This is a genomic window from Pseudomonas sp. DWRC2-2 (assembly GCF_049897885.1).
Taxonomy (GTDB): Bacteria; Pseudomonadota; Gammaproteobacteria; order Pseudomonadales; family Pseudomonadaceae; genus Aquipseudomonas; species Aquipseudomonas azotoformans_A.
In genome coordinates, this window is the sequence record NZ_JAFCXD010000004.1 from 258,198 (window position 1) to 280,414 (window position 22,217).

The window sequence follows — 22,217 nt, forward strand, 5'->3', positions numbered from 1 at the left end:
CGGTTTGCTTAGGGATATCGACCATGCAATGGATTTTCATGCTGATTGGCCTGGTGCTCGGCTGGACACTCGACGAGTCGTTCAGTGATGCGGGCATGGGTGCGCTGCTGGGGTTGGGCATTGGCCAGGCGATTCGCCTGGCGCAGCTGTCGGCCAAGGCGGACCAGCAGGCACGTCAGTTGGAAACCACGCAGAAGTCGCTGATTTCGCTGGGCGAACGCCTGCGGCAGTTGGAAGTCCCAGCGCCTGCAAGCAGCATGAGGGTTGAACCCTCTGTTCCCGAATCGGCACCTGTCGCCAAGTCACCCGAATTGGTGTGGGAGCTGCCTGCCGAATTGGCACCCGTTGCTCTGGTCCCTGAGCAGAGCCAGCCGCTGTTGGATGACGTGTGGACGCCAGCGCCGACGGCTAAAGAACCCGCAACCCCTCGCGGCCCCAACCTGATCGAACGCGCCATCGAGGGGGCGCGCAATTGGCTGCTCGGCGGCAACACCGTGCTGCGCGTCGGCGTGGTGCTGTTATTCCTCGGCCTGGCCTTCCTGCTGCGTTATGCCACTGAAGGCATGGTGGTGCCGATCGAGCTGCGGTACGCCGGTGTTGCCGCCGCTGCATTGGGCCTGCTGGGCCTGGGCTGGTGGCTGCGGCTGCGCAACAGCAACTACGGTTTGATGCTGCAGGGCGCAGGCGTTGCGGTGTTGTACCTCACGGTGTTTGCGGCGATGCGTTTGCATCCGCTGATCGATCCTGGCGCGGCAATGGGCTTGCTGGTCGCCGTCACGGTATTTTCGGCGATCCTGGCGATCACCCAGGATGCGCTCGGCCTGGCCTGCGCGGCGGCGTTGGGTGGTTTTGCCGCGCCGATCCTGGTATCGACCGGCGCCGGAAGCCATGTGGCACTGTTCAGCTACTTTGCGTTGCTCAACGCCGGCATTCTCGCGATTGCCTGGTTCAAAGCCTGGCGCCTGCTGAACGTGATCGGTTTTGTGGGCACCTTCGGCATCGGTTTCGCCTGGGGCATGCGCTCCTACGCGCCTGAGCTGTTGTGGAGCACCGAGCCGTTCCTGATCCTGTTTTTCGCGATGTACTTGGCTATCGGCCTTTTGTACGCACGGCGCACATTGCTGGAGGCGGGCGAGGGCGACAGCCTGAGTGCGCAATTGCGCAAGGGCGACTATGTCGACGGCACGTTGTTGTTCGGCCCGCCGCTGGTGGGCTTCGGCTTGCAGTTCGCGCTGGTTCAGCACCTTGAGTTTGCCGCTGCGTTCAGCGCGCTGGGCCTGGGCATCCTTTACATGGTCTTGGCCCGAGTACTCAGTGGCGGGCGCGCCGTGCTCCTGACGGAAACTTGCCTGGCCCTGGGCGTGATCTTCGCCAGCTTGGCCATTCCCTTGGGGCTCGATGCACGCTGGACGGCTGCGGCGTGGGCCGTCGAAGGCGCCGGCATCTTCTGGCTCGGTCTACGCCAGCATCGCCCCATGGCGCGGGCGTTCGCCTTGCTGCTGCAACTGGGTTCGCTGCTCGCCTTCCTCAGCGAGCTGCGCGATGGCCAGGACACCTTGCTGCAGGGGCCGCCATTAGGGGCGTTGTTGCTGGGTGCGGCACTGTTGTTCAGCTTTTATCAACTACACAAAGCCACGCCGGAGCAGACCCGCCGTTGGGAGCGTCTCGGCGCTCCAGGGCTCGCCGTACTCGGCCTGGGTTGCGCCTACCTGCTGGCGCCGCTGTTGTTTTCAACCCAGGGCAGCATCGTCGGTTGGGCGGTTGCTGGCCTTGCGACCGTGTGGGCGGGCCAGCGAATCGGCTCGCCAGTGATGGTGCGCTGTGGCGTTGCTGTGCAAGTGCTCGCCGGCGCGCTGTTTGCGCTCGACCCGGTGAACAATGCCTGGACACCGATGATCATTGCCTTGGCGGCAATGCTCGGCGCCTGGCGCTTGTTCAGTGGCCGCTTGTCCGCAGGTCTTTTGGCCTGGGGCGTGGCGTGGTGGGCGCTGGCGGTGATCATTGAAGTGTGGCGCTTGGCGCCTGCACCTTTGCATGCTGCGCTGTTGCTGCTGGCGGCTGCGCTGAGCGGGGTGATCTGGACAACACTGGCGCTGCGTTTGCGTTGGGCGGCGTTGGGTATCGCCAGCACGTTGCTGATGCCTGCGGCGGGCCTGGTGTTATGGGGCGCGTGGACCGAGTATTACCACCCGGCCGCGCAGTTCGGCTGGCTGGCCTGGCTGGCGGTGTTCGTGGTGCATTTCATCTCGCTGCGGCGTTTAGCAACGGTGGTGCCCGGCAACGTGCTGAGCGCGGCTCACGTACTCGGCTGCTGGATGCTGATCGGCGTGCTGGCGCTGGAACTGCGTTACGGCTTGCTGGTGCTGTCGAGCGAATACAACGCCTGGCGCTGGCTGGGCTGGGCGATCCTGCCAAGCCTGTACCTGGTGCTGGCCGCCGCGCCGCGCAGTTGGCCGTGGCCAGTTTGCGCGTACCCAAGGGAGTACCGCGTGCTCGCCGCATTGCCCCTGGCGGTGCTGATGCTCGGTTGGTTCTGGCTGGCAAATATCTTCAGTGACGGCACGGCCAAGCCGCTGCCCTATGTGCCGCTGCTCAATCCGCTGGACTTGGGCCTGCTGTTCGCATTGCTGGGCATTTACCTGTGGTTGCGCAGTGTGGCGCCGCAGCGCGGGCCGCGTGTCGAGTTGATCGCTCAGGGCGTGGCCGGCATTTCGCTGTTTGCCTTCTTTACCGCGCTGGTGATGCGCACCGCCCACCATTGGGGCGGCGTGCCGTTTCATCTGGATGCGCTGCTTGAGTCCATGCTGGTGCAGGCGGGCCTGTCGATCGTCTGGACCCTGATCGCCCTCGGCCTGATGATCGGCGGCCACCTGCGCCATCGTCGCGAAGTGTGGCTGATCGGCGCGGCACTGATTGCCGTGGTGGTGGCCAAGCTGTTTTTTGTCGAGCTGAGTAACCGTGGCGGCTTGGCGCGGATTGTGTCGTTTATCGGCGTGGGCGGTTTGTTGCTGGTGGTGGGCTACTTTGCGCCGCTGCCGCCCAAACGCGTTGAAACTGAGGGAGCGTCTTCTTGATGGGCAAGCTGAGTCTGAGTGGGTTGACGGTGTGGATGCTGTGCTCGGCGGCGTTTGCTCAAGAACGTCCGGCTGATTTCGCCACCCAGGTGCCGCTGGCCGTGAGCGGCACGGGTCCCTGGTATCGCCTGGAGCTGCCATTGGCGGTTCAACTAAGTGCACGTCAGGCCGATCTCAGCGATATGCGGGTATTCAACGCTGCCGGTGAACCCCAGGCCTATGCGTTGTCGCGTCAGTCCGCGCAACGCTCCGAGACTCGCAACGTCACCGACGTGAAGTGGTTCCCGCTGTACGCTGTCGACACTCAAGCAGCCTTGCCCGACGTGGTGATGAAGGCCACCACCACAGGCACCCTGGTGGAAATCACGCCATCCTCTGCGCCCAAACCCGGCAAGCAAGTGCTGCGCGGCTGGCTGCTGGACGCCAGTGCAATCAAGGCGCCTTTGCAGCAATTGAGCCTGGACTGGAGCCATGAGCAGGAGGGCTTCCAGCGTTTCAGCATTGAAGCCAGTGATGACTTGCAGCACTGGCAAGCCTGGGGCGATGGGCAAGTGGCGCGCTTGTCATTTGCCGACGAACGGGTCGAGCAGCATGACGTGAGCCTGCCGGGGCAATCGGCGCGTTACCTGCGCCTGGTCTGGCAAGGCCAGGCCGCGCCATTGCTGACTTCTGCCCAGTTGGTGAGTGCCACCCGCAGCCACTTGCCGCTGCCATTGGTATGGTCGCAACCCTTGGCGGGTACGCGACTCATGGCCGGGGAGTACAGCTGGCAGTTGCCCACGGGGCTGAGTCTTGAGCGGCTGCGCATCGAGTTGAAACAACCCAACACCTTGGCGCCCGTGACGCTGGCGGGGCGCAGGGACAGCAAACAGGCCTGGCAGCCCCTGAGCAATGGCGTGCTGTATCGCCTGACCCAGAATGGTCGGGACGTGGTGCAGGATGAATTGCAGCTGCCGGGCCAGGCGGTTGCAGAGCTCAAGTTGACCGTCGATGAGCGCGGTGGTGGCCTGGGTGTCGAGGCTCCGGCGCTGCGTTTTGCGGTACGCGCCACGCAGCTGGTGTTCCTGGCGCGGGGCGAGCCGCCGTTCACCCTGGCGTTGGGCAACGCGTCGGCCAAGGCGGCGAACCTTCCGCTCTCGACCTTGATCCCCGACTACAGCGCCGAGCGTCTCAAGACGTTGGGGCAGGCGTCGGTCACCGGGGAAATCGCCACTGCGCCGCCCGCCGTCGCGCCCGCTGCCGATGCCGGAACAGACTGGAAAAAACTCGGCCTTTGGGCCGTGTTGCTGCTCGGCGTGGCGGCACTGGGCGCCATGGCCTGCAGTTTGCTGCGCAAGCCGCCGGTGGCACGTTAAATAAAGTCCATGAACTCTATTGGGTTTAAATCCTCTGATAGGAGGAAATACGCCCCGACTCGCGTTAAACTGCGCGGGTTTTCAAGCCCCCCCTTTTCCGGAGCCTTACATGTCCCGCGTTACCTTGAGTCGCTATTTGATTGAGCAGACCCGCAGCAACAACACGCCTGCCGATCTGCGCTTCCTGATCGAAGTGGTGGCGCGTGCTTGCAAGGAAATCAGCCACGCCGTTTCCAAAGGCGCACTGGGTGGTGTCCTGGGCAGCATGGGCACCGAAAACGTGCAGGGCGAAGTGCAGAAGAAACTCGACGTGATCTCCAACGAGATCCTGCTCGAAGCCAACGAATGGGGCGGTCACCTGGCCGGCATGGCGTCAGAAGAAATGGACAATGCCTACCAGATCCCCGGCAAATACCCGAAAGGCGCCTACCTGTTGGTGTTCGACCCACTGGACGGTTCGTCCAACATCGACATCAACGCACCAGTCGGCACTATCTTCTCGGTACTGCGTTGCCCGAACGAATACCTGAGCCAGAACGAGCCGCTGAACGAAAAAGCGTTCCTGCAGCCAGGCACCCAACAGGTTGCTGCCGGCTACGCCATCTATGGCCCGCAAACCATGCTGGTGCTGACCCTGGGCGATGGCGTCAAAGGCTTCACCCTGGACCGCGAAATGGGCAGCTTCGTACTGACCCACGAAGACATCACCATTCCTGCTTCTACTCAGGAATTTGCGATCAACATGTCCAACCAGCGTCACTGGGAAGAGCCTGTCACTCGCTACGTGGGCGAGCTGATGGCCGGCGAAGAAGGCCCGTTGAAGAAAAACTTCAACATGCGCTGGGTGGCCGCAATGGTTGCCGACGTGCACCGTATCCTGACCCGTGGTGGCCTGTTCATGTACCCACGCGACAGCCGCGAGCCGTCCAAGCCAGGCAAACTGCGCCTGATGTACGAGGCCAACCCGATGTCCTTCCTGGTTGAGCAAGCGGGCGGCGCGTCCACCGACGGCCACCAGCGCATCCTCGACATCCAGCCTGAAGGCCTGCACCAGCGTGTGGCGGTGTTCCTGGGTTCGAAGGAAGAAGTTGAGCGGGTGACGGCGTATCACAAGAAGTAAGTTGATGCGATAAGTGGCCGGCATTGTTGTGAGCCGGTTCACCCTTGAAGAAGCCCCGAAACGTTTCAGCGTTTTCGGGGCTTTTTTGTTTTCGCTCATCGGGAACCAGACACCTCTTTTCCCTTCTAAGCTTCTGGCAGATACCCACGCTGCTTCGTCCCTCCAGGAGTTTTTCCATGTCGTTACGCCGTCTCGCTTTGCTGGCTTTTTGCGTGCTGTTGGCCGCTTGCAGCAAGGTCAACCAAGAAAATTACCAAAAATTGTCGGCTGGCATGGCCAAGGCTGAGGTGGAGTCGTTGCTGGGTAAGCCGACCGATTGTTCCGGCGCGCTGGGTATGTCCAGCTGCACCTGGGGCGATAAAAACAGTTTTATCAGCGTTCAATATGCCGGTGACAAGGTTCTGATGTTTTCCGGGCAAGGCCTGAAGTAAACCGGGGCGAGAGCCTGCGGGAGAAGAAGAATGATGCGTTTTGTTTTGTTCCTTTGTGCCAGCCTGTTTTTGGCAGGCTGCGCCAGCCATTCTGGCGATGATCTGCAACCCAAGACAGCGAGCAACGTCAACCTCAAGCGTTACCAGGGCACCTGGTATGAGTTGGCTAGATTGCCGATGTACTTCCAGCGCAACTGCGCGCAGTCCGAAGCCCGCTACACCTTGCTGCCCGATGGCGACATGTCGGTGTTCAACCGCTGCCTGACGACCGAATGGAAGTGGGAAGAAGCCAAGGGCACCGCCACCCCGCAAGTGCCGGGCAAGACCGACAAGCTCTGGGTGGAATTCAACAATTGGTTTACCGCGCTGTTGCCGGGCGTTGCCAAGGGCGATTACTGGGTGCTGTACGTCAGCGATGACTACAAGACCGCGATTGTGGGCAGCCCGAGCCGGCGGTACATGTGGATATTGTCGCGCACGCCGACGGTCAGTGCGGACACCCGCGAAGACCTGCTGAGCAGGGCGCGGCAGCAGGGGTATGACACCACGCGATTGATCTGGCGTACGTCGGACAAGCAGATGGCGAAGACCTCGCAATAACCCTGAATCACCGCCGACTAAAATGTGGGAGCGGGCTTGCTCGCGAAAGCGGTGGATCAGTCGGCAGATGTATTGGCTGACAAACCGCTTTCGCGAGCAAGCCCGCTCCCACAGTTTTAACCGAGTAGGTCCTTCAGGACTTGTGTGAATGCGCGATTGCTGTCTTCTTCGCCAGCGTGCCGCCCATCGCGCACCACCCACTTTCCGTTCACCAGCATATCCCGTACCTGCCGATCGCCGCCCGCGAACAGCCAGCGGTTTAGAATCCCATCCTCAGTCGCCGTCGCCAGGTAGGGGTCATTGCCATCGAGCACTATCCAATCCGCACGCTTGCCCACTTCCAGCCGACCAATCGGCTGGCCCAACGCCTGGGCACCGCCGTCCAGCGCGGCGTCAAACAGCGTACGGCCGACCATCGGCTGATCACTGCGATACAACCGATTACGCCGCTGATCGCGCAGGCGCTGACCATATTCCAACCAGCGCAGCTCTTCTACCACGCTCAATGACACATGGCTGTCGGACCCGATGCCCATGCGTCCGCCTTGGGCCAGAAAATCCACCGCCGGGAAGATCCCATCACCCAGGTTGGCCTCGGTGGTCAGGCACAAGCCGGCAATCGCGCGGCTCTTGGCCATGCGTGCGACTTCATCCGCATCGGCATGAGTGGCATGCACCAGGCACCAGCGTTCATCCACTTCAACATTGTCATACAGCCATTGCAGCGGGCGTTTGCCGCTCCAGGCCAGGCAGTCGTCGACTTCCTTTTGCTGTTCGGCAATGTGGATATGCACCGGGCAGGCCTTGTCGCTGGCGGCCAGCACGTCATTGATTTGCTGCGGCGTGACTGCGCGCAGCGAGTGGAAGCACAGCCCCAACTGCTGCGCCGGTTGTGCGGCGAGTAGGGGTTTCAGCTGCGCCTGCAGGTCCAGGTAGTTTTCAGTGCTGTTGATAAACCGCCGCTGGCCTTCATTCGGCGCCTGGCCGCCAAACCCCGAGTGGGTGTACAGCACGGGCAGCAATGTCAGGCCAATCCCGCTGCTGGCCGCCGCCTGGCTGATCTGTTGCGACAGTTCCGTACGATCGGCATACGGCTGGCCGCTGACGTCATGGTGCACATAGTGGAATTCAGCCACCGACGTATAGCCGGCCTTGAGCATTTCGATATACAACTGGCGCGCGATCACCTGCAATTGGTCCGGGCTGATCTGGCCGACCATGCGATACATCAGGTCGCGCCAGGTCCAGAAACTGTCATTCGGGTTGCCAGCAACTTCCGCCAAACCCGCCATGGCGCGTTGAAACGCATGGGAATGCAGGTTCGGCATACCCGCTAAAACCGGGCCTCTCAGCCGTTCGGCGCCCTCTGCGCTGGCATTGGCCTCAACCTTTGTCAGCCGCCCATCGGCGCTGACTTCAAGACGTACATCATTGGCCCATCCATTAGGCAGCAGCGCGCGTTCGGCAAAGAAAGCGGACATGATCAAGGCACCCCGGTCGTGTGTTTATTTGTATATACATATACAGACGTTTGCCTGCTCGGTAAACTCCGGCAATCTATGCATCTTTTCCCCCTGCAAGGATTCCCTGTGCCGACTCCGCCTGCCAAGTCTTCGCTGGCTGCCCACATGGACGAAAGTCCGGCGCCCTTGTATGCCCGCGTCAAACAGATGATCAGCCAGCAGATTCTCAACGGCAACTGGCCGCCCCATTACCGCGTGCCGTCGGAGAGCGAACTGGTCAGCCAGCTGGGTTTCAGCCGCATGACCATCAACCGCGCCCTGCGCGAGCTCACCGCTGAAGGTTTGTTGGTGCGCATGCAAGGCGTTGGCACTTTTGTCGCTGAGCCCAAGAGCCAGTCAGCCCTATTCGAAGTGCATAACATTGCCGATGAGATCGCCTCCCGCGGTCATCGGCATACCTGCCAAGTCATCCACCTGGGCGAAGAGGCTGCCGGTTCCGAGCGCGCCGTCGCCTTGGAGATGCGTGAAGGCGGGCGCGTTTTCCATTCGTTGATCGTTCACTTCGAAAACGATATTCCCGTGCAAATCGAAGACCGTTTCGTCAACGCCCTGGTCGCGCCGGAATATCTGCAACAGGATTTCACCCAGCAAACGCCGTACGCCTACCTGAACCAAGTAGCGCCGCTGACCGAAGGCGAGCACGTGGTCGAAGCCATCCTTGCCGACGCCGCCGAGTGCAAGCTGCTGCAGATCGAACCCACCGAACCGTGCCTGTTGATTCGCCGACGCACCTGGTCGGGTCGCCAGCCGGTGACCGCCGCGCGTTTGATCCACCCCGGTTCCCGTCACAGCCTGGAAGGACGTTTCAGTAAATGAGTTCCGTAAAAGTCTGGCGCGCCGCCGATTACGTACGCATGCCCTGGAAAAACGGCGGCGGCAGCACCGAAGAAATCACCCGTGATGCCGGTACAGGGCTGGATGGCTTTGGTTGGCGCTTGTCGATTGCGGATATCGCGGAATCCGGCGGCTTCTCCACCTTTGCCGGCTACCAGCGCGTGATCACCGTGATCCAGGGCGCCGGCATGGTGTTGACCGTAGACGGCGAGGAGCAGCGCGGGTTGCTACCGCTGCAAGCCTTTGCGTTCAAGGGTGACAGCCAGGTGTCATGCCGTTTGATCACCGGGCCGATCCGCGACTTCAACCTGATCTATTCGCCCCAGCGTTACCACGCACGGCTGCAATGGATCGATGGCGAACAGCGCTTCTTCAGCACCGCGCAGACGGTGCTGGTGTTCAGTGTTGCGGATGAAGTGAAGGTGCTGGATCAGAAACTTGGCCATCACGACTGCCTGCAAGTGGACGGTAACACTGACCTGCTGGAGGTTGCCGTGAGCGGTCGCTGTTGTGTTATCGAACTGAGCAACCGCTGAGCGCTTGTATGACCAGCGCTCAGCCAGTATGGAGAGATGGGTTTACTTAACGCACATCAATTGAAAGCCCATCGAAGAATCGCCCGCGGGTTTGTTGTCTCCCACTTTCAGCGTTAAAACGTTGACGTAGTTGATCGCCGGGACGCTCCCCAACTTGGCGTGGCCGTAGAAGATGTGATCATTGGAGCTGACGTCCGTCACCGACACGGTGCAAAACCGTGGCGCGTCCTTGAACACTCCCGGCACAAACCTGACTTTGTAATCGGAGAAGTAATCAGGTTGGGCGGTGAGTTTCACGTCCTTGATCCACTTGGGTGACTGCGCAGTAACTTTTCCTGTTTTATCAAGGGTCGCAGTAAAGGTGGCGGCAATGGCCTGGACTGAAGCCATGCTTGTCGCCATGAGTACGATAAAGATGCCTGCCCGTTTTAGAGTGGTCACGATAAGTCTTCCAGGGTGTTGGGTGTGTGAAAGCCGACTCTAAACCACTGAATATACGAAAAAATCCGTTTTTACTGGGCTACAGATAACTCAGAAAAATCGTCGCTGGGACGCGCCTTTTGCCTGGCAGGCCAGGCGCGCTATTTCACTGCTACGCATGCCCACCCTCGCTTCCCAACCGTGCGCACCATTTTGTTACCGAATGCCCCAATGCGGCGCAACGCTGCGTTGTGGTGACAATCCCCTCTCACGGCAAGAAACGTCTGTAAGAAATTTCATAAAGCCTCAAAGCCTCAATTTCCAAGGCTTGCACACCCCTCCACAAAAAATCTCGAAGACGCCTTTCTAAAGTTGGCCGCTTGATTGCATATGCTTGTATGTACAAGTAAAGATGTGTGCGTAAGACTCTCCTTCGCACCATCCATGTTCGCGCATCGTGCCGAGGAGTCCAGCAGTGACCGATTTTTCTAGAGCCAAGCCTACAAAATACCGCGACGTCGAAATCCGTGCCGCCCACGGTAACAAGCTCACCGCCAAAAGCTGGCTGACTGAAGCGCCGCTGCGCATGCTGATGAACAACCTCGACCCACAAGTGGCCGAGAACCCGAAAGAATTGGTGGTGTACGGCGGTATCGGCCGTGCGGCGCGCAACTGGGAGTGCTACGACCAGATCGTCGAGAGCCTCACTAACCTGAATGACGACGAAACCCTGCTGGTGCAATCCGGCAAGCCGGTCGGCGTGTTCAAGACCCACAGCAATGCCCCGCGTGTACTGATCGCCAACTCCAACCTGGTGCCGCACTGGGCCAGTTGGGAACACTTCAACGAACTGGATGCCAAGGGCCTGGCCATGTACGGCCAGATGACCGCGGGCAGCTGGATCTACATCGGCAGCCAGGGCATCGTCCAAGGCACCTACGAAACCTTCGTCGAAGCCGGTCGCCAGCATTACAACAGCGACCTGACTGGCCGTTGGGTACTCACCGCCGGTCTCGGCGGCATGGGCGGCGCGCAACCTTTGGCCGCAACCCTCGCCGGCGCGTGCTCGCTGAACATTGAGTGCCAGCAGGTCAGCATCGACTTCCGCCTCAACAGCCGTTATGTCGACGAACAAGCCACCGACCTCGACGATGCTTTGGCGCGTATCGCCAAGTACACCAAAGAAGGCAAGGCCATCTCCATTGCCCTGCTGGGTAACGCCGCAGAAATCCTGCCGGAGCTGGTCAAGCGCGGCGTGCGCCCGGACATGGTCACCGACCAGACCAGCGCCCACGACCCACTCAACGGCTACCTGCCAGCCGGCTGGACCTGGGACGAATACCGCGCCCGCGCCAAGACCGAGCCGGCTGCTGTGATCAAGGCCGCCAAGCAGTCGATGGCTGTTCACGTCAAAGCCATGCTGGAATTCCAGAAACAAGGCATCCCGACCTTCGACTACGGCAACAACATCCGCCAGATGGCCCAGGAAGAAGGCGTGGAAAACGCCTTCGACTTCCCAGGTTTCGTCCCGGCCTACATCCGTCCACTGTTTTGCCGTGGCATCGGCCCGTTCCGTTGGGCGGCACTGTCCGGCGACCCACAAGACATCTACAAGACCGACGCCAAGGTCAAAGAACTGATCCCCGACGACGCTCACCTGCACAACTGGCTGGACATGGCGCGCGAGCGCATCAGCTTCCAGGGCCTGCCGGCGCGTATCTGCTGGGTGGGCCTGGGCCAGCGCGCCAAGCTCGGCCTGGCGTTCAACGAAATGGTACGCAGCGGCGAGCTGTCGGCACCGGTGGTGATCGGCCGTGACCACCTCGACTCCGGCTCGGTATCCAGCCCGAACCGCGAAACCGAAGCCATGCAGGACGGTTCCGACGCCGTGTCCGACTGGCCGCTGCTCAACGCCTTGCTCAACACCGCCAGCGGCGCGACCTGGGTTTCGCTGCACCACGGCGGCGGCGTGGGCATGGGCTTCTCCCAGCACTCCGGCATGGTCATCGTCTGCGACGGTACCGACGAAGCGGCCGAGCGTATTGCCCGAGTACTGCACAACGACCCGGCCACCGGCGTGATGCGTCACGCAGACGCCGGCTACCAGATCGCGATTGATTGCGCCAAGGAGCAGGGCTTGAACCTGCCGATGATCAAGTAAGCCAGCACCCCCCTGAAAACAATCCATCAGAGGTTGAACATCCATGGCTGCAAATGACACCACCCCGTTGATCGAGAAACGTTCGATCGACTACATCCCGGAAGCGGAAAGACACGGTCGTCTATTGAGCCAGTTCACCCTGTGGATGGGTGCCAACCTGCAGATCACCGCGATTGTCACCGGGGCCTTGGCCGTGGTGCTGGGCGGTGATGTGTTCTGGTCGTTGATCGGCCTGTTGGTCGGTCAATTGATCGGCGGCGGCGTGATGGCGTTGCATGCGGCGCAAGGGCCCAAGCTGGGATTGCCGCAGATGATCTCCAGCCGGGTGCAGTTTGGCGTGTACGGCGCGGCGATTCCGATCGTGCTGGTGTGCCTGATGTACCTCGGCTTCACCGCCACCGGCACGGTATTGTCCGGTCAGGCGCTGGGCCAGTTGTTCGGGGTCAGCGACAGCGTCGGCATCCTGATCTTCGCCAGTGTCATCGTGCTGGTCACGGTGTTGGGTTACCGGGTAATCCATTTCATCGGTCGTGTCGCCAGCGTTATTGGGGTGATTGCCTTTGTCTACTTGTTCAGCCGTCTGATAGGCCAGACCGACGTTGGCGCACTCCTGCAAATCCGCCACTTCAGTTGGAGCAGCTTCTTGCTCGCGGTGTCGCTCGCGGCATCCTGGCAAATCGCCTTCGGCCCTTATGTGGCTGACTATTCACGCTATCTGCCGAGCAGGACGTCTTCGGTGAAGACCTTTTTCGCGGCTGGCGCGGGTTCGGTGATTGGGGCGCAGGTGGCGATGACCCTTGGCGTGTTTGCCGCGGCCATGTCCAACGGGCAGTTCGCCGGTCACGAAGTGGCCTACATCGTCGGCTTGAGTGGCACGGGGGCCACTGCGGCGCTGCTGTACTTCAGCATCGCGTTCGGCAAGGTCACCATCTCCACGCTGAACTCCTACGGCAGCTTCATGTGCATTGCCACCATCATCAGCGGCTTCCGTGGCCGCCTGGAGGTCACGCGCTTGCAACGCCTGGTGTTCGTGCTGGCGATTGTCGGCACCGCAACCTTGATCGCCTTGCTCGGTCAGCATTCGTTCCTCGGCGCGTTCAAGTCTTTCATCCTGTTCCTGCTGGCGTTCTTCACGCCCTGGAGCGCGATCAACCTGGTGGACTACTACTGCATCACTCGTGAGCGTTATGACGTGCCGGCGCTGGCCGATCCGAACGGTCGCTACGGGCGCTGGAACCTGCTGGGGATCAGCGTGTACGTGTTCGGCGTGCTGGTGCAATTGCCGTTCATCTCCACCAAGTTCTACACCGGTCCTTTGGTGGCCGCGCTGGGTGATGTGGACATTTCCTGGATCATCGGTCTGGTACTGCCGGCAGCGCTGTATTACCTGTGTGCGAAAAAATGGCACGGCACGGTGCCCGATCAACTGATCCTGCCAACAGAGCAGGGCGCTATACCAACAACAAACGGGCTGGCGACACAAGCCTGATGGGACGTGGACAGGGCAGGATGCCTACTGACTGCCGTAATCCATTTCAAGATTGGGAGCGTCACAACAATGAAAATGCATAAGACCCTGATGGCCACCTTGCTCTCTGCAGGTTTGCTCGCCTCCGCTGGCGCCCAGGCGGCCGGCTGGTGCGAGTCCGGCAAGCCGGTCAAATTCGCAGGCCTGAACTGGGAAAGCGGCATGTTGCTCACCGACATCCTGCAAACCGTGCTGGAAAAAGGCTACGACTGCAAAACCGACAGCCTGCCGGGCAACTCCATCACCATGGAAAACGCCCTGAGCAGCAACGACATCCAGGTCTTCGCCGAAGAATGGGTGGGCCGCAGTGAAGTCTGGAACAAGGCCGAGAAGGCCGGCAAAGTCGTCGGCGTCGGCGCCCCGGTAGTCGGTGCCATCGAAGGCTGGTACGTGCCGCGTTATGTGATCGAAGGCGATGCCAAACGCAAGCTGGAAGCCAAGGCCCCCGACCTGAAAAATATTGCCGATCTGGCCAAGTACGCCTCGGTGTTCAAGGACCAGGAAGAACCCTCCAAAGGCCGTTTCTACAACTGCCCGGCCGGTTGGACCTGCGAGCTGGACAACAGCGAAATGCTGAAAAGCTACGGCCTGGAAAATTCCTACACCAACTTCCGCCCAGGCACCGGCCCGGCGTTGGATGCCGCGGTGTTGTCGAGCTACAAGCGCGGCGAGCCGATCCTGTTCTACTACTGGTCGCCAACCCCGCTGATGGGCCAGGTCGACCTGGTCAAGCTGGAAGAAAAACCCGGTGTGGATAAAAGCGTGAGCATCAAGGTCGGCCTTTCCAAGACCTTCCACGAGCAAGCCCCGGAACTGGTGGCCGTGCTGGAAAAGGTCAACCTGCCGATCGACCTGCTGAACCAGAACCTGGGTCGCATGGCCAAGGAGCGAATTGAGTCGCCAAAACTGGCGAAAATTTTCCTCAAGGAACATCCTGAAGTCTGGCACGCCTGGGTGAGCGACGACGCAGCCAAGAAAATCGACGCGGCCTTGTAGGTCAAGCGTGCCCGGCTACCCTGAGGGGCAGCCGGGCGCCTGGCCACAACCCACTGGATCGAGAGCACGATATGTTTCCTGAGAGTTTTACGTTTTCCATCGCCGACTGGGTCAACGGTTGGGTGGACTCATTGGTCACCAACTACGGTGATGTGTTCCGGCACATTTCTGACACCCTGCTATGGGCCATCGTCAACCTGGAAGGGCTGCTGCGCGCAGCGCCCTGGTGGCTGATGCTGGCCATCGTCGGCGGCGTCGCCTGGCACGCCACCCGCAAGGTGGTGACCACGGCGGTGATCGTCGGTTTGCTGTTCCTGGTGGGCGCGGTTGGCCTGTGGGACAAGCTGATGCAGACCCTGGCCTTGATGATGGTCGCCACGGTGATCTCGGTGTTGATCGGTATTCCGCTGGGCATTCTGTCCGCACGCAGCAATCGCCTGCGCTCGGTGTTGATGCCGCTGCTCGACATCATGCAAACCATGCCGAGCTTCGTGTACCTGATTCCGGTGCTGATGCTGTTCGGCCTGGGTAAAGTCCCGGCGATTTTCGCCACCGTGATCTACGCCGCGCCGCCGCTGATTCGCCTTACCGACCTGGGCATTCGCCAGGTCGACGGCGAAGTCATGGAAGCCATCAACGCCTTTGGGGCCAACCGCTGGCAGCAACTGTTCGGCGTGCAACTGCCGCTGGCGTTGCCGAGCATCATGGCCGGGATCAACCAGACCACCATGATGGCGCTGTCGATGGTGGTGATCGCCTCGATGATCGGAGCCCGTGGCTTGGGTGAAGACGTGCTCGTCGGCATCCAGACCCTCAACGTCGGCCGTGGCCTCGAAGCCGGGCTCGCGATCGTGATTCTCGCAGTGGTCATCGACCGCATTACCCAGGCCTATGGTCGTCCACGGCATGAGGCGAGCAAATGACTACTGTCAGCAAAATCGAAGTTAAAAACGTCTTCAAGATCTTCGGCGCCCGCTCCAAGGATGCGCTGGCCATGGTCGGCCAGGGCAAGACCAAGGACCAGGTGCTGGCCGAGACCGGTTGCGTGGTCGGCGTGAACGATTTGTCGTTGAGCATCGGCACTGGCGAGATCTTCGTGATCATGGGCCTGTCGGGTTCCGGCAAGTCCACCCTGGTGCGCCACTTCAACCGCCTGATCGACCCCACCAGCGGCGCGATCCTGGTGGACGGCGAAGACATCCTGCAACTGGACATGGAGGCCCTGCGCCAATTCCGTCGGCACAAGATCAGCATGGTGTTCCAGAGCTTCGGCCTGCTGCCCCACAAGAGCGTGCTCGACAACGTCGCCTACGGCCTGAAAGTGCGTGGCGAAACCAAGCAGGTCTGCGCCGAACGCGCCCTGCACTGGATCGAAACCGTGGGCCTCAAGGGCTACGAAAACAAATACCCGCACCAGCTCTCCGGCGGCATGCGCCAGCGCGTCGGCCTGGCCCGCGCCTTGGCGGCGGACACCGACATCATCCTGATGGACGAGGCTTTCAGTGCACTCGACCCACTGATCCGCGCCGAGATGCAGGACCAGTTGCTGGAGCTGCAAAAGACCCTGCACAAAACCATCGTGTTCATCACCCACGACCTCGACGAGGCCGTGCGCATTGGCAACCGCATTGCGATCCTCAAGGACGGCAAGCTGATCCAGGTTGGCACCCCTCGGGAAATCCTTCATTCGCCGGCGGATGAGTATGTGGATCGGTTTGTTCAGCGGCGGGCGGCGGTGGTTTGAATTGAAGAGGTCAACCATGTTCCAGGCTGAAAAAATCATCATTGCCGACGCCCCGCTGCGCTGGCAGGACGTTGTCGCCGTCGCCCGCCACGGCGCGGTGCTCGAGCTCTCGGGCCAGGCCTGGGCACGCATCGACAATGCCCAGGCCATCGTGCAACGCATTGTCACCAGCGGTGAGCGCGCCTATGGCGTGAACACCGGCCTGGGCGCGCTGTGCAATGTGTCGCTCAAGGGCGAGCAGCTCAGCCAGCTGTCGCGCAATACTTTGCTGAGCCATGCCTGTGGCGTTGGCCCGGTGTTGAGCGACGAGCAGACCCGCGCGATCATCTGCGCGGCGATCATCAACTACAGCCACGGCAAATCCGGCCTGCATCCGCAGGTGGTGCATTCGTTGCTGGCGCTGCTCAACCACGGCATCACACCGCTAGTGCCGTCCCAGGGTTCGGTGGGTTACCTGACCCACATGGCGCATGTGGGCGTGGCCTTGTTAGGCGTGGGCAATGTGAGTTACCGAGGCCGCATCGTTCCGGCTCAAGAGGCCTTAAGCGCGGAAGGATTGCATCCGGTCGTGCTCGGCGCCAAAGACGGCCTGTGCCTGGTCAACGGCACGCCGTGCATGACCGGCCTGAGCTGCCTCGCCCTGGCCGACGCCCATCACTTGCTGCAATGGGCCGACGTGATCGGCGCCATGAGTTTTGAAGCCCAGCGCGGTCAGATCGACGCGTTTGACGAAGAGATCATCGCCTTAAAACCGCACCTTGGCATGCAACACGTCGGCATCAACCTGCGCGCCTTGCTCGATGGCAGTGAAGTGATCGCCAGCAGCAAAGGCATCCGCACCCAGGACGCCTTGAGCATCCGTTCGATCCCACAGATCCACGGTGCAGCCCGCGACCAGGTGGAACACGCCACCCGCCAGATCGAGACCGAACTCAACAGCGCCACCGACAACCCGCTGGTACTCGGCACGCCAGACCTTTACCGCGTGGTGTCCCAGGCCAACCCCCACGGACAATCCGTGGCTCTGGCGGCGGACATGCTGGCAATCGCCATGGCCGAAATCGGCTCGGTGGCCGAACGCCGCCTGGACCGCTTGATCAACCCGCACGTCAGTGGCTTGCCGGCGTTTCTGGTGAGCAACCCTGGGGTCAACTCCGGGATGATGATCGTGCAGTACGTCGCCGCTTCGCTGTGTGGGCAAAACCGCCAGTTGGCGCAACCAGCGGTGCTCGACAACTTCGTCACCTCGGGCCTGCAGGAAGACCACCTGAGCATGGGCACCAATGCCGCGCTCAAGCTGCACCAGGTGTTGGCCAACGTGACGCAGATCCTCGCCATCGAGTACTTGCTGGCGGCCCAGGCGTTCGAATTCTTGAAGGACCAGCGCTTCGGCGCCGGCACCGACCGCGCCTGGCGCCTGTTGCGTGAAGTGGTCCCGGCCTACGAGCAGGACCGCTGGCTGGCGCCGGACATTGCGGCCGCTGCCCAACTGCTCAAAAGCACCGACTTACCGAATTTGCACTGAAGCCTTATTCAAAAGAACAATTCAAAAGGAGTATGAATGTGACTGCGCTAAACCTGATTCCAGGCCAACTGAGCCTTGCCCAACTGCGAGCCATCTACCAGCAGCCGGTAACCCTCAGTCTGGATGACAGCGCCACGGCGCAGATCGACGCCAGTGTTGCTTGCGTGGAGCAGATTCTCGCCGAGAACCGCACCGCCTACGGCATCAACACCGGTTTCGGCCTGCTGGCCTCGACCCGCATCGCCAGCGAAGACCTGGAAAACCTCCAGCGTTCCCTGGTGCTGTCCCACGCCGCCGGCGTCGGTGAGCCGATCAGCGATGCCCTGGTGCGGCTGGTCATGGTACTCAAGGTCAACAGCCTCAGCCGTGGGTTCTCCGGGATCCGCCGCCAGGTGATCGACGCGCTGATCGCGCTGATCAACGCCGAGGTGTACCCGCATATTCCGCTGAAAGGTTCAGTCGGTGCGTCCGGCGACCTGGCGCCCTTGGCGCACATGTCCCTGGTGCTGCTGGGCGAAGGCAAGGCGCGCTACAAGGGCGAATGGCTGGAAGCCACCGACGCGCTGAAAGTTGCCGGCCTGACGCCGCTGACCCTCGCCGCCAAAGAAGGCCTGGCGCTGCTCAACGGCACCCAGGTGTCCACCGCGTACGCCCTGCGTGGCCTGTTCGAAGGCGAAGACCTGTTCGCCGGTGCCCTGGCGTGCGGCGCACTCACCGTGGAAGCGGTGCTGGGTTCGCGCTCACCGTTCGACGCACGCATTCATGCCGCACGCGGCCAGCGTGGGCAGATCGATTCAGCAGCAGCCTATCGTCACCTGCTGGGCGAAAGCAGCCAGGTGTCTCAGTCGCACCAGAACTGCGACAAGGTGCAGGACCCATACTCGCTGCGCTGCCAGCCGCAAGTCATGGGCGCGTGCCTGACCCAGTTCCGCCAGGCCGCCGAGGTGCTGGTGGTAGAAGCCAACGCCGTATCGGATAACCCGCTGGTCTTTGCCGCCGAAGGTGACGTGATTTCCGGCGGTAACTTCCACGCCGAACCGGTGGCCATGGCCGCCGACAACATGGCACTGGCCATCGCTGAAATCGGCTCGCTCAGCGAGCGCCGTATCTCGCTGATGATGGACAAGCACATGTCGCAACTGCCGCCGTTCCTGGTGGGCAATGGTGGTGTGAACTCCGGCTTCATGATCGCCCAGGTGACCGCTGCCGCGCTTGCCAGCGAAAACAAGGCGCTGGCCCATCCCCATAGCGTCGACAGTCTGCCGACCTCGGCCAACCAGGAAGACCACGTTTCGATGGCCCCGGCTGCGGGCAAGCGCCTGTGGGAAATGGCCGAGAACACCCGTGGCGTTCTCGCCGTGGAGTGGCTGGCCGCGTGCCAGGGCCTGGACCTGCGCGAAGGCCTGAAAACCTCGCCTGCGCTGGAAAAAGCGCGCGGGATCCTGCGCGACAAAGTGGCGTTCTATGAGAAGGACCGTTTCTTTGCGCCGGACATCAACGCCGCCAGCGAACTGCTCGCCAGCCGCTGCCTGAATGAGCTGGTGCCGGCCAAGCTGCTGCCGAGCCTCTAAGGCTGACGCAGATCCAGGTGGGAGCTGGCTTGCCTGCGATAGCTATCTGTCAGTTAAAAAGTTGGTGACTGATACACCGCCATCGCAGGCAAGCCAGCTCCCACAGTTGAGCGTTCGCAGCGCAAAACTTTCTCAGGATAAAAATAATTAGGGACGAGAAATGCATCAGGAAAAGGGTTTGAAACGCGGACTAAGCGCCCGACATATTCGCTTCATGGCACTCGGTTCCGCGATCGGCACCGGGCTGTTCTATGGCTCCGCCTCCGCCATCCAGATGGCCGGTCCCGCTGTGCTGCTGGCCTACCTGATCGGCGGCGCCGCTGTATTCATGGTGATGCGCGCCCTCGGCGAAATGGCCGTGCACAACCCGGTGGCCGGTTCGTTCGGCCAGTACGCCAGCACCTACCTGGGCCCCATGGCCGGGTTTATCCTCGGGTGGACCTACGCCTTTGAAATGATCATCGTCTGCCTGGCCGACGTCACCGCCTTCGGTATCTACATGGGCTTCTGGTTTCCCGACGTCGCGCGCTGGGTCTGGGTGCTCGGCATTGTGTTTTTGATCGGCGGCCTGAATCTGTGCAACGTCAAAGTGTTTGGCGAAATGGAGTTCTGGCTGTCGCTGCTCAAGGTCGGCGCCATCGTGGCGATGATCCTCGGTGGGTTTGGCATCATGCTGTTCGGCATTCATTCAGCCGGTGAAACCCAGGCCAGCGGCCTCAGCAATCTTTGGGCCCATGGCGGCTTCATGCCTAATGGCATCGGCGGCCTAATCGCCTCGTTCGCGGTGGTGATGTTTGCCTTTGGCGGCATCGAAATCATCGGCATCACCGCCGGTGAAGCCAAGGACCCACAGCGCGTGATCCCCAAGGCGATCAACGCCGTACCGCTGCGCATCCTGTTGTTCTACGTGCTGACCCTGTTCGTGCTGATGGCCATTTATCCATGGCCGCAAATCGGCAGCCAGGGCAGCCCGTTCGTGCAGATCTTCAGCAACCTCGGCATCGGCTCGGCGGCGACCATCCTCAATATCGTGGTGATCTCGGCGGCGGTTTCGGCGATCAACAGCGACATCTTCGGCGCCGGCCGCATGATGTACGGCCTGGCCCAGCAAGGGCAGGCGCCCAAAGGCTTTGCGCAATTGTCGAAACACGGCGTGCCGTGGATGACTGTGGTGGTGATGGGCGCGGCGCTGCTCGGCGGTGTGGTGCTCAACTACCTGATCCCGGAAAACGTGTTCCTGCTGATCGCCTCGATTGCCACCTTCGCCACCGTGTGGGTGTGGCTGATGATCCTGTTCACCCAGGTCGCCATGCGCCGTTCGATGACTAAAGAGCAGGTGGCCGAACTGAAATTCCCCGTGCCGTTCTGGCCCTATGCGCCGGCGGCCGCCATTGTGTTCATGCTGTTCGTGTTTGGCGTGCTGGGTTACTTCCCGGACACCCAGGCCGCTTTGCTGGTCGGTGCTGTGTGGATCGTTCTGCTGGTGGTGGCTTACCTGCTGTGGGTCAAGCCCGCTGCCGGGCAAGCGGCCAAGGTCCATTACGACCCGGCTTCGTCTCATCGTTAATCTAGGGAGGCGTTGATGAAAACGCTTTGGCAACACTGCCACGTCGCAACCATGGCACAGGGCAAATACTCGATCATCGAGGATGCCGCCATGGTGACCGTCGGTTCGCTCATCGAGTGGATCGGCCCCCGCAGCCAGGCACCCACGGCGGATTACGCCCAGGTGCATGACCTGCAAGGCGCGTGGGTCACCCCCGGGCTGATCGACTGCCACACCCACACGGTGTTCGGCGGCAACCGCAGCGGCGAATTCGAGCAACGCCTCGAAGGCGTGAGCTACGCCGAGATCGCGGCCAAGGGCGGCGGTATTGCCAGCACTGTGCGTGCCACCCGTGCGGCGACGGAAGATGAACTGTTTGCCAGCGCTGAAAAACGCCTGCGCAGTCTGCTACGCGATGGCGTGACCACCGTGGAGATCAAGTCCGGCTACGGCCTGGACCTGGTCAACGAACGCAAGATGCTGCGCGTCGCCCGTCGCCTCGGTGAAGCGCTGCCGGTCAGCGTGCGCGCCACGTGCCTGGCGGCCCACGCGTTGCCGCCGGAATACAAGGACCGCGCCGACGACTACATCGAGCACATCTGCGCCGAGATGCTGCCGGCCTTGGCGGCGGAAGGGCTGGTGGACGCGGTGGATGCGTTTTGTGAATACCTGGCGTTTTCCACCGAGCAAGTGGAGCGCGTGTTCAAGGTTGCCCGGCAACTCGGCCTGCCGGTGAAACTGCACGCCGAGCAACTCTCGTCGCTGCACGGCTCCAGCCTGGCGGCGCGTTACCAGGCGCTGTCGGCGGACCACCTGGAGTTCATGACCGAAGAAGACGCCATCGCCATGGCCGCTGCTGGCACCGTCGCGGTGCTGCTGCCGGGCGCGTTCTACTTCCTGCGCGAAACCCAGTTGCCGCCGATGGACGCCCTGCGCAAGCACGGCGTGAAGATCGCCATCGCCAGCGACCTCAACCCCGGCACCTCGCCGGCGCTGTCGGTGCGCCTGATGCTGAACATGGCCTGCACACTGTTCCGCATAACCCCGGAAGAAGCCTTGGCGGGCGCCACTCAACATGCGGCGACCGCACTGGGCATGGGCGACAGCCACGGCTCCCTGGAAGTGGGCAAGGTCGCGGACTTCGTCGCCTGGCAGATTGATCGTCCTGCCGACCTGGCCTATTGGCTGGGCGGCGAGCTGGATAAACGCGTCGTACGCCATGGCGTCGATGTCACTGTTTGAGGAGTACTGTT

18 protein-coding genes are annotated in these 22,217 nt (G+C 61.6%); 16 read left to right on the top strand and 2 right to left on the bottom strand.

Annotated features, from left to right (window positions below):
• Positions 1-23: 23 nt before the first annotated feature.
• From ACP7EW_RS20050 to ACP7EW_RS20070, 5 genes are all read left to right on the top strand, one after another.
• Positions 24-3,074, top strand: a complete 3,051-nt coding sequence (locus ACP7EW_RS20050) for a DUF2339 domain-containing protein (RefSeq protein WP_426219195.1) — start codon at positions 24-26, stop codon at positions 3,072-3,074.
• A complete protein-coding gene (locus ACP7EW_RS20055; protein WP_426219197.1) occupies positions 3,074-4,429 on the top strand; it encodes a DUF3999 domain-containing protein in 1,356 nt (451 codons plus the stop codon). Before ACP7EW_RS20050 ends, ACP7EW_RS20055 begins: the two co-directional genes overlap by 1 nt.
• A gap of 109 nt (positions 4,430-4,538) precedes the next feature.
• Positions 4,539-5,549, top strand: a complete 1,011-nt coding sequence (locus tag ACP7EW_RS20060) for a class 1 fructose-bisphosphatase (protein ID WP_033897713.1) — start codon at positions 4,539-4,541, stop codon at positions 5,547-5,549.
• 176 nt (positions 5,550-5,725) lie between these two features.
• A complete protein-coding gene (locus ACP7EW_RS20065; protein WP_033897714.1) occupies positions 5,726-5,980 on the top strand; it encodes a lipoprotein in 255 nt (84 codons plus the stop codon).
• Between the two features lie 30 nt (positions 5,981-6,010).
• Positions 6,011-6,580 carry a lipocalin family protein gene (locus ACP7EW_RS20070; RefSeq protein WP_028615380.1) on the top strand — a complete coding sequence of 190 codons (570 nt, stop codon included), beginning with the start codon at positions 6,011-6,013 and terminating at the stop codon, positions 6,578-6,580.
• Between the two features lie 116 nt (positions 6,581-6,696).
• Here ACP7EW_RS20070 and ACP7EW_RS20075 read toward each other — a convergent pair whose 3' ends face one another.
• Complete coding sequence (locus tag ACP7EW_RS20075; protein WP_426219199.1) at positions 6,697-8,061, bottom strand: formimidoylglutamate deiminase; 1,365 nt, start codon at positions 8,059-8,061, stop codon at positions 6,697-6,699.
• Between the two features lie 147 nt (positions 8,062-8,208).
• Here ACP7EW_RS20075 and hutC point away from each other — a divergent pair, with 147 nt between their 5' ends.
• Positions 8,209-8,919, top strand: a complete 711-nt coding sequence (hutC, locus tag ACP7EW_RS20080; RefSeq protein ID WP_232920667.1) for a histidine utilization repressor — start codon at positions 8,209-8,211, stop codon at positions 8,917-8,919.
• Positions 8,916-9,473 (top strand): HutD/Ves family protein, encoded by a 558-nt coding sequence (locus ACP7EW_RS20085; RefSeq protein ID WP_033897716.1) that lies wholly within the window; start codon positions 8,916-8,918, stop codon positions 9,471-9,473. Before hutC ends, ACP7EW_RS20085 begins: the two co-directional genes overlap by 4 nt.
• A gap of 42 nt (positions 9,474-9,515) precedes the next feature.
• On the opposite strand, the gene ACP7EW_RS20090 is transcribed toward ACP7EW_RS20085, so the two are convergent.
• Entirely contained in the window at positions 9,516-9,914 is a 399-nt protein-coding gene (locus ACP7EW_RS20090; RefSeq protein ID WP_156487790.1) for a hypothetical protein, read from the bottom strand.
• A gap of 454 nt (positions 9,915-10,368) precedes the next feature.
• Here ACP7EW_RS20090 and hutU point away from each other — a divergent pair, with 454 nt between their 5' ends.
• From hutU to hutI, 9 genes are all read left to right on the top strand, one after another.
• The gene (gene hutU / locus ACP7EW_RS20095) at positions 10,369-12,054 is read left to right on the top strand and encodes a urocanate hydratase (protein ID WP_426219202.1); all 1,686 of its coding nucleotides are present in this window, start codon (positions 10,369-10,371) and stop codon (positions 12,052-12,054) included.
• A gap of 43 nt (positions 12,055-12,097) precedes the next feature.
• Positions 12,098-13,543 (top strand): purine-cytosine permease family protein, encoded by a 1,446-nt coding sequence (locus ACP7EW_RS20100; protein ID WP_426219204.1) that lies wholly within the window; start codon positions 12,098-12,100, stop codon positions 13,541-13,543.
• Between the two features lie 69 nt (positions 13,544-13,612).
• Positions 13,613-14,578: an ABC transporter substrate-binding protein gene (locus ACP7EW_RS20105; protein WP_426219206.1), complete on the top strand. Its 966-nt coding sequence runs from the start codon at positions 13,613-13,615 to the stop codon at positions 14,576-14,578.
• Between the two features lie 71 nt (positions 14,579-14,649).
• Complete coding sequence (locus ACP7EW_RS20110) at positions 14,650-15,501, top strand: ABC transporter permease (protein ID WP_028615386.1); 852 nt, start codon at positions 14,650-14,652, stop codon at positions 15,499-15,501.
• A complete protein-coding gene (locus ACP7EW_RS20115; protein WP_005783958.1) occupies positions 15,498-16,322 on the top strand; it encodes a quaternary amine ABC transporter ATP-binding protein in 825 nt (274 codons plus the stop codon). Before ACP7EW_RS20110 ends, ACP7EW_RS20115 begins: the two co-directional genes overlap by 4 nt.
• 16 nt (positions 16,323-16,338) lie before the next feature.
• Positions 16,339-17,847 (top strand): histidine ammonia-lyase, encoded by a 1,509-nt coding sequence (hutH, locus tag ACP7EW_RS20120; protein WP_426219208.1) that lies wholly within the window; start codon positions 16,339-16,341, stop codon positions 17,845-17,847.
• Between the two features lie 32 nt (positions 17,848-17,879).
• The gene (gene hutH / locus ACP7EW_RS20125) at positions 17,880-19,418 is read left to right on the top strand and encodes a histidine ammonia-lyase (RefSeq protein WP_156717472.1); all 1,539 of its coding nucleotides are present in this window, start codon (positions 17,880-17,882) and stop codon (positions 19,416-19,418) included.
• A 160-nt stretch (positions 19,419-19,578) separates the two neighbouring features.
• Positions 19,579-20,985 (top strand): amino acid permease, encoded by a 1,407-nt coding sequence (locus ACP7EW_RS20130; RefSeq protein WP_426219210.1) that lies wholly within the window; start codon positions 19,579-19,581, stop codon positions 20,983-20,985.
• A gap of 15 nt (positions 20,986-21,000) precedes the next feature.
• Positions 21,001-22,206 carry an imidazolonepropionase gene (gene hutI, locus ACP7EW_RS20135; RefSeq protein WP_426219212.1) on the top strand — a complete coding sequence of 402 codons (1,206 nt, stop codon included), beginning with the start codon at positions 21,001-21,003 and terminating at the stop codon, positions 22,204-22,206.
• Positions 22,207-22,217 lie beyond the last annotated feature (11 nt).

What these genes read in the sequence shown, in the direction of transcription:
- hutI (WP_426219212.1), top strand. Translation starts at nt 21,001, where the DNA reads ATGAAAACGCTTTGGCAACACTGCCACGTCGCAACCATGGCACAGGGC.
- hutH (WP_426219208.1), top strand. Translation starts at nt 16,339, where the DNA reads ATGTTCCAGGCTGAAAAAATCATCATTGCCGACGCCCCGCTGCGCTGG.
- ACP7EW_RS20050 (WP_426219195.1), top strand. Translation starts at nt 24, where the DNA reads ATGCAATGGATTTTCATGCTGATTGGCCTGGTGCTCGGCTGGACACTC.
- ACP7EW_RS20100 (WP_426219204.1), top strand. Translation starts at nt 12,098, where the DNA reads ATGGCTGCAAATGACACCACCCCGTTGATCGAGAAACGTTCGATCGAC.
- ACP7EW_RS20075 (WP_426219199.1), bottom strand. Translation starts at nt 8,061, where the DNA reads ATGTCCGCTTTCTTTGCCGAACGCGCGCTGCTGCCTAATGGATGGGCC.
- hutC (WP_232920667.1), top strand. Translation starts at nt 8,209, where the DNA reads ATGGACGAAAGTCCGGCGCCCTTGTATGCCCGCGTCAAACAGATGATC.
- ACP7EW_RS20055 (WP_426219197.1), top strand. Translation starts at nt 3,074, where the DNA reads ATGGGCAAGCTGAGTCTGAGTGGGTTGACGGTGTGGATGCTGTGCTCG.
- ACP7EW_RS20105 (WP_426219206.1), top strand. Translation starts at nt 13,613, where the DNA reads ATGAAAATGCATAAGACCCTGATGGCCACCTTGCTCTCTGCAGGTTTG.
- ACP7EW_RS20065 (WP_033897714.1), top strand. Translation starts at nt 5,726, where the DNA reads ATGTCGTTACGCCGTCTCGCTTTGCTGGCTTTTTGCGTGCTGTTGGCC.
- ACP7EW_RS20085 (WP_033897716.1), top strand. Translation starts at nt 8,916, where the DNA reads ATGAGTTCCGTAAAAGTCTGGCGCGCCGCCGATTACGTACGCATGCCC.
- ACP7EW_RS20115 (WP_005783958.1), top strand. Translation starts at nt 15,498, where the DNA reads ATGACTACTGTCAGCAAAATCGAAGTTAAAAACGTCTTCAAGATCTTC.
- ACP7EW_RS20110 (WP_028615386.1), top strand. Translation starts at nt 14,650, where the DNA reads ATGTTTCCTGAGAGTTTTACGTTTTCCATCGCCGACTGGGTCAACGGT.
- ACP7EW_RS20060 (WP_033897713.1), top strand. Translation starts at nt 4,539, where the DNA reads ATGTCCCGCGTTACCTTGAGTCGCTATTTGATTGAGCAGACCCGCAGC.
- ACP7EW_RS20070 (WP_028615380.1), top strand. Translation starts at nt 6,011, where the DNA reads ATGATGCGTTTTGTTTTGTTCCTTTGTGCCAGCCTGTTTTTGGCAGGC.
- ACP7EW_RS20130 (WP_426219210.1), top strand. Translation starts at nt 19,579, where the DNA reads ATGCATCAGGAAAAGGGTTTGAAACGCGGACTAAGCGCCCGACATATT.
- hutH (WP_156717472.1), top strand. Translation starts at nt 17,880, where the DNA reads ATGAATGTGACTGCGCTAAACCTGATTCCAGGCCAACTGAGCCTTGCC.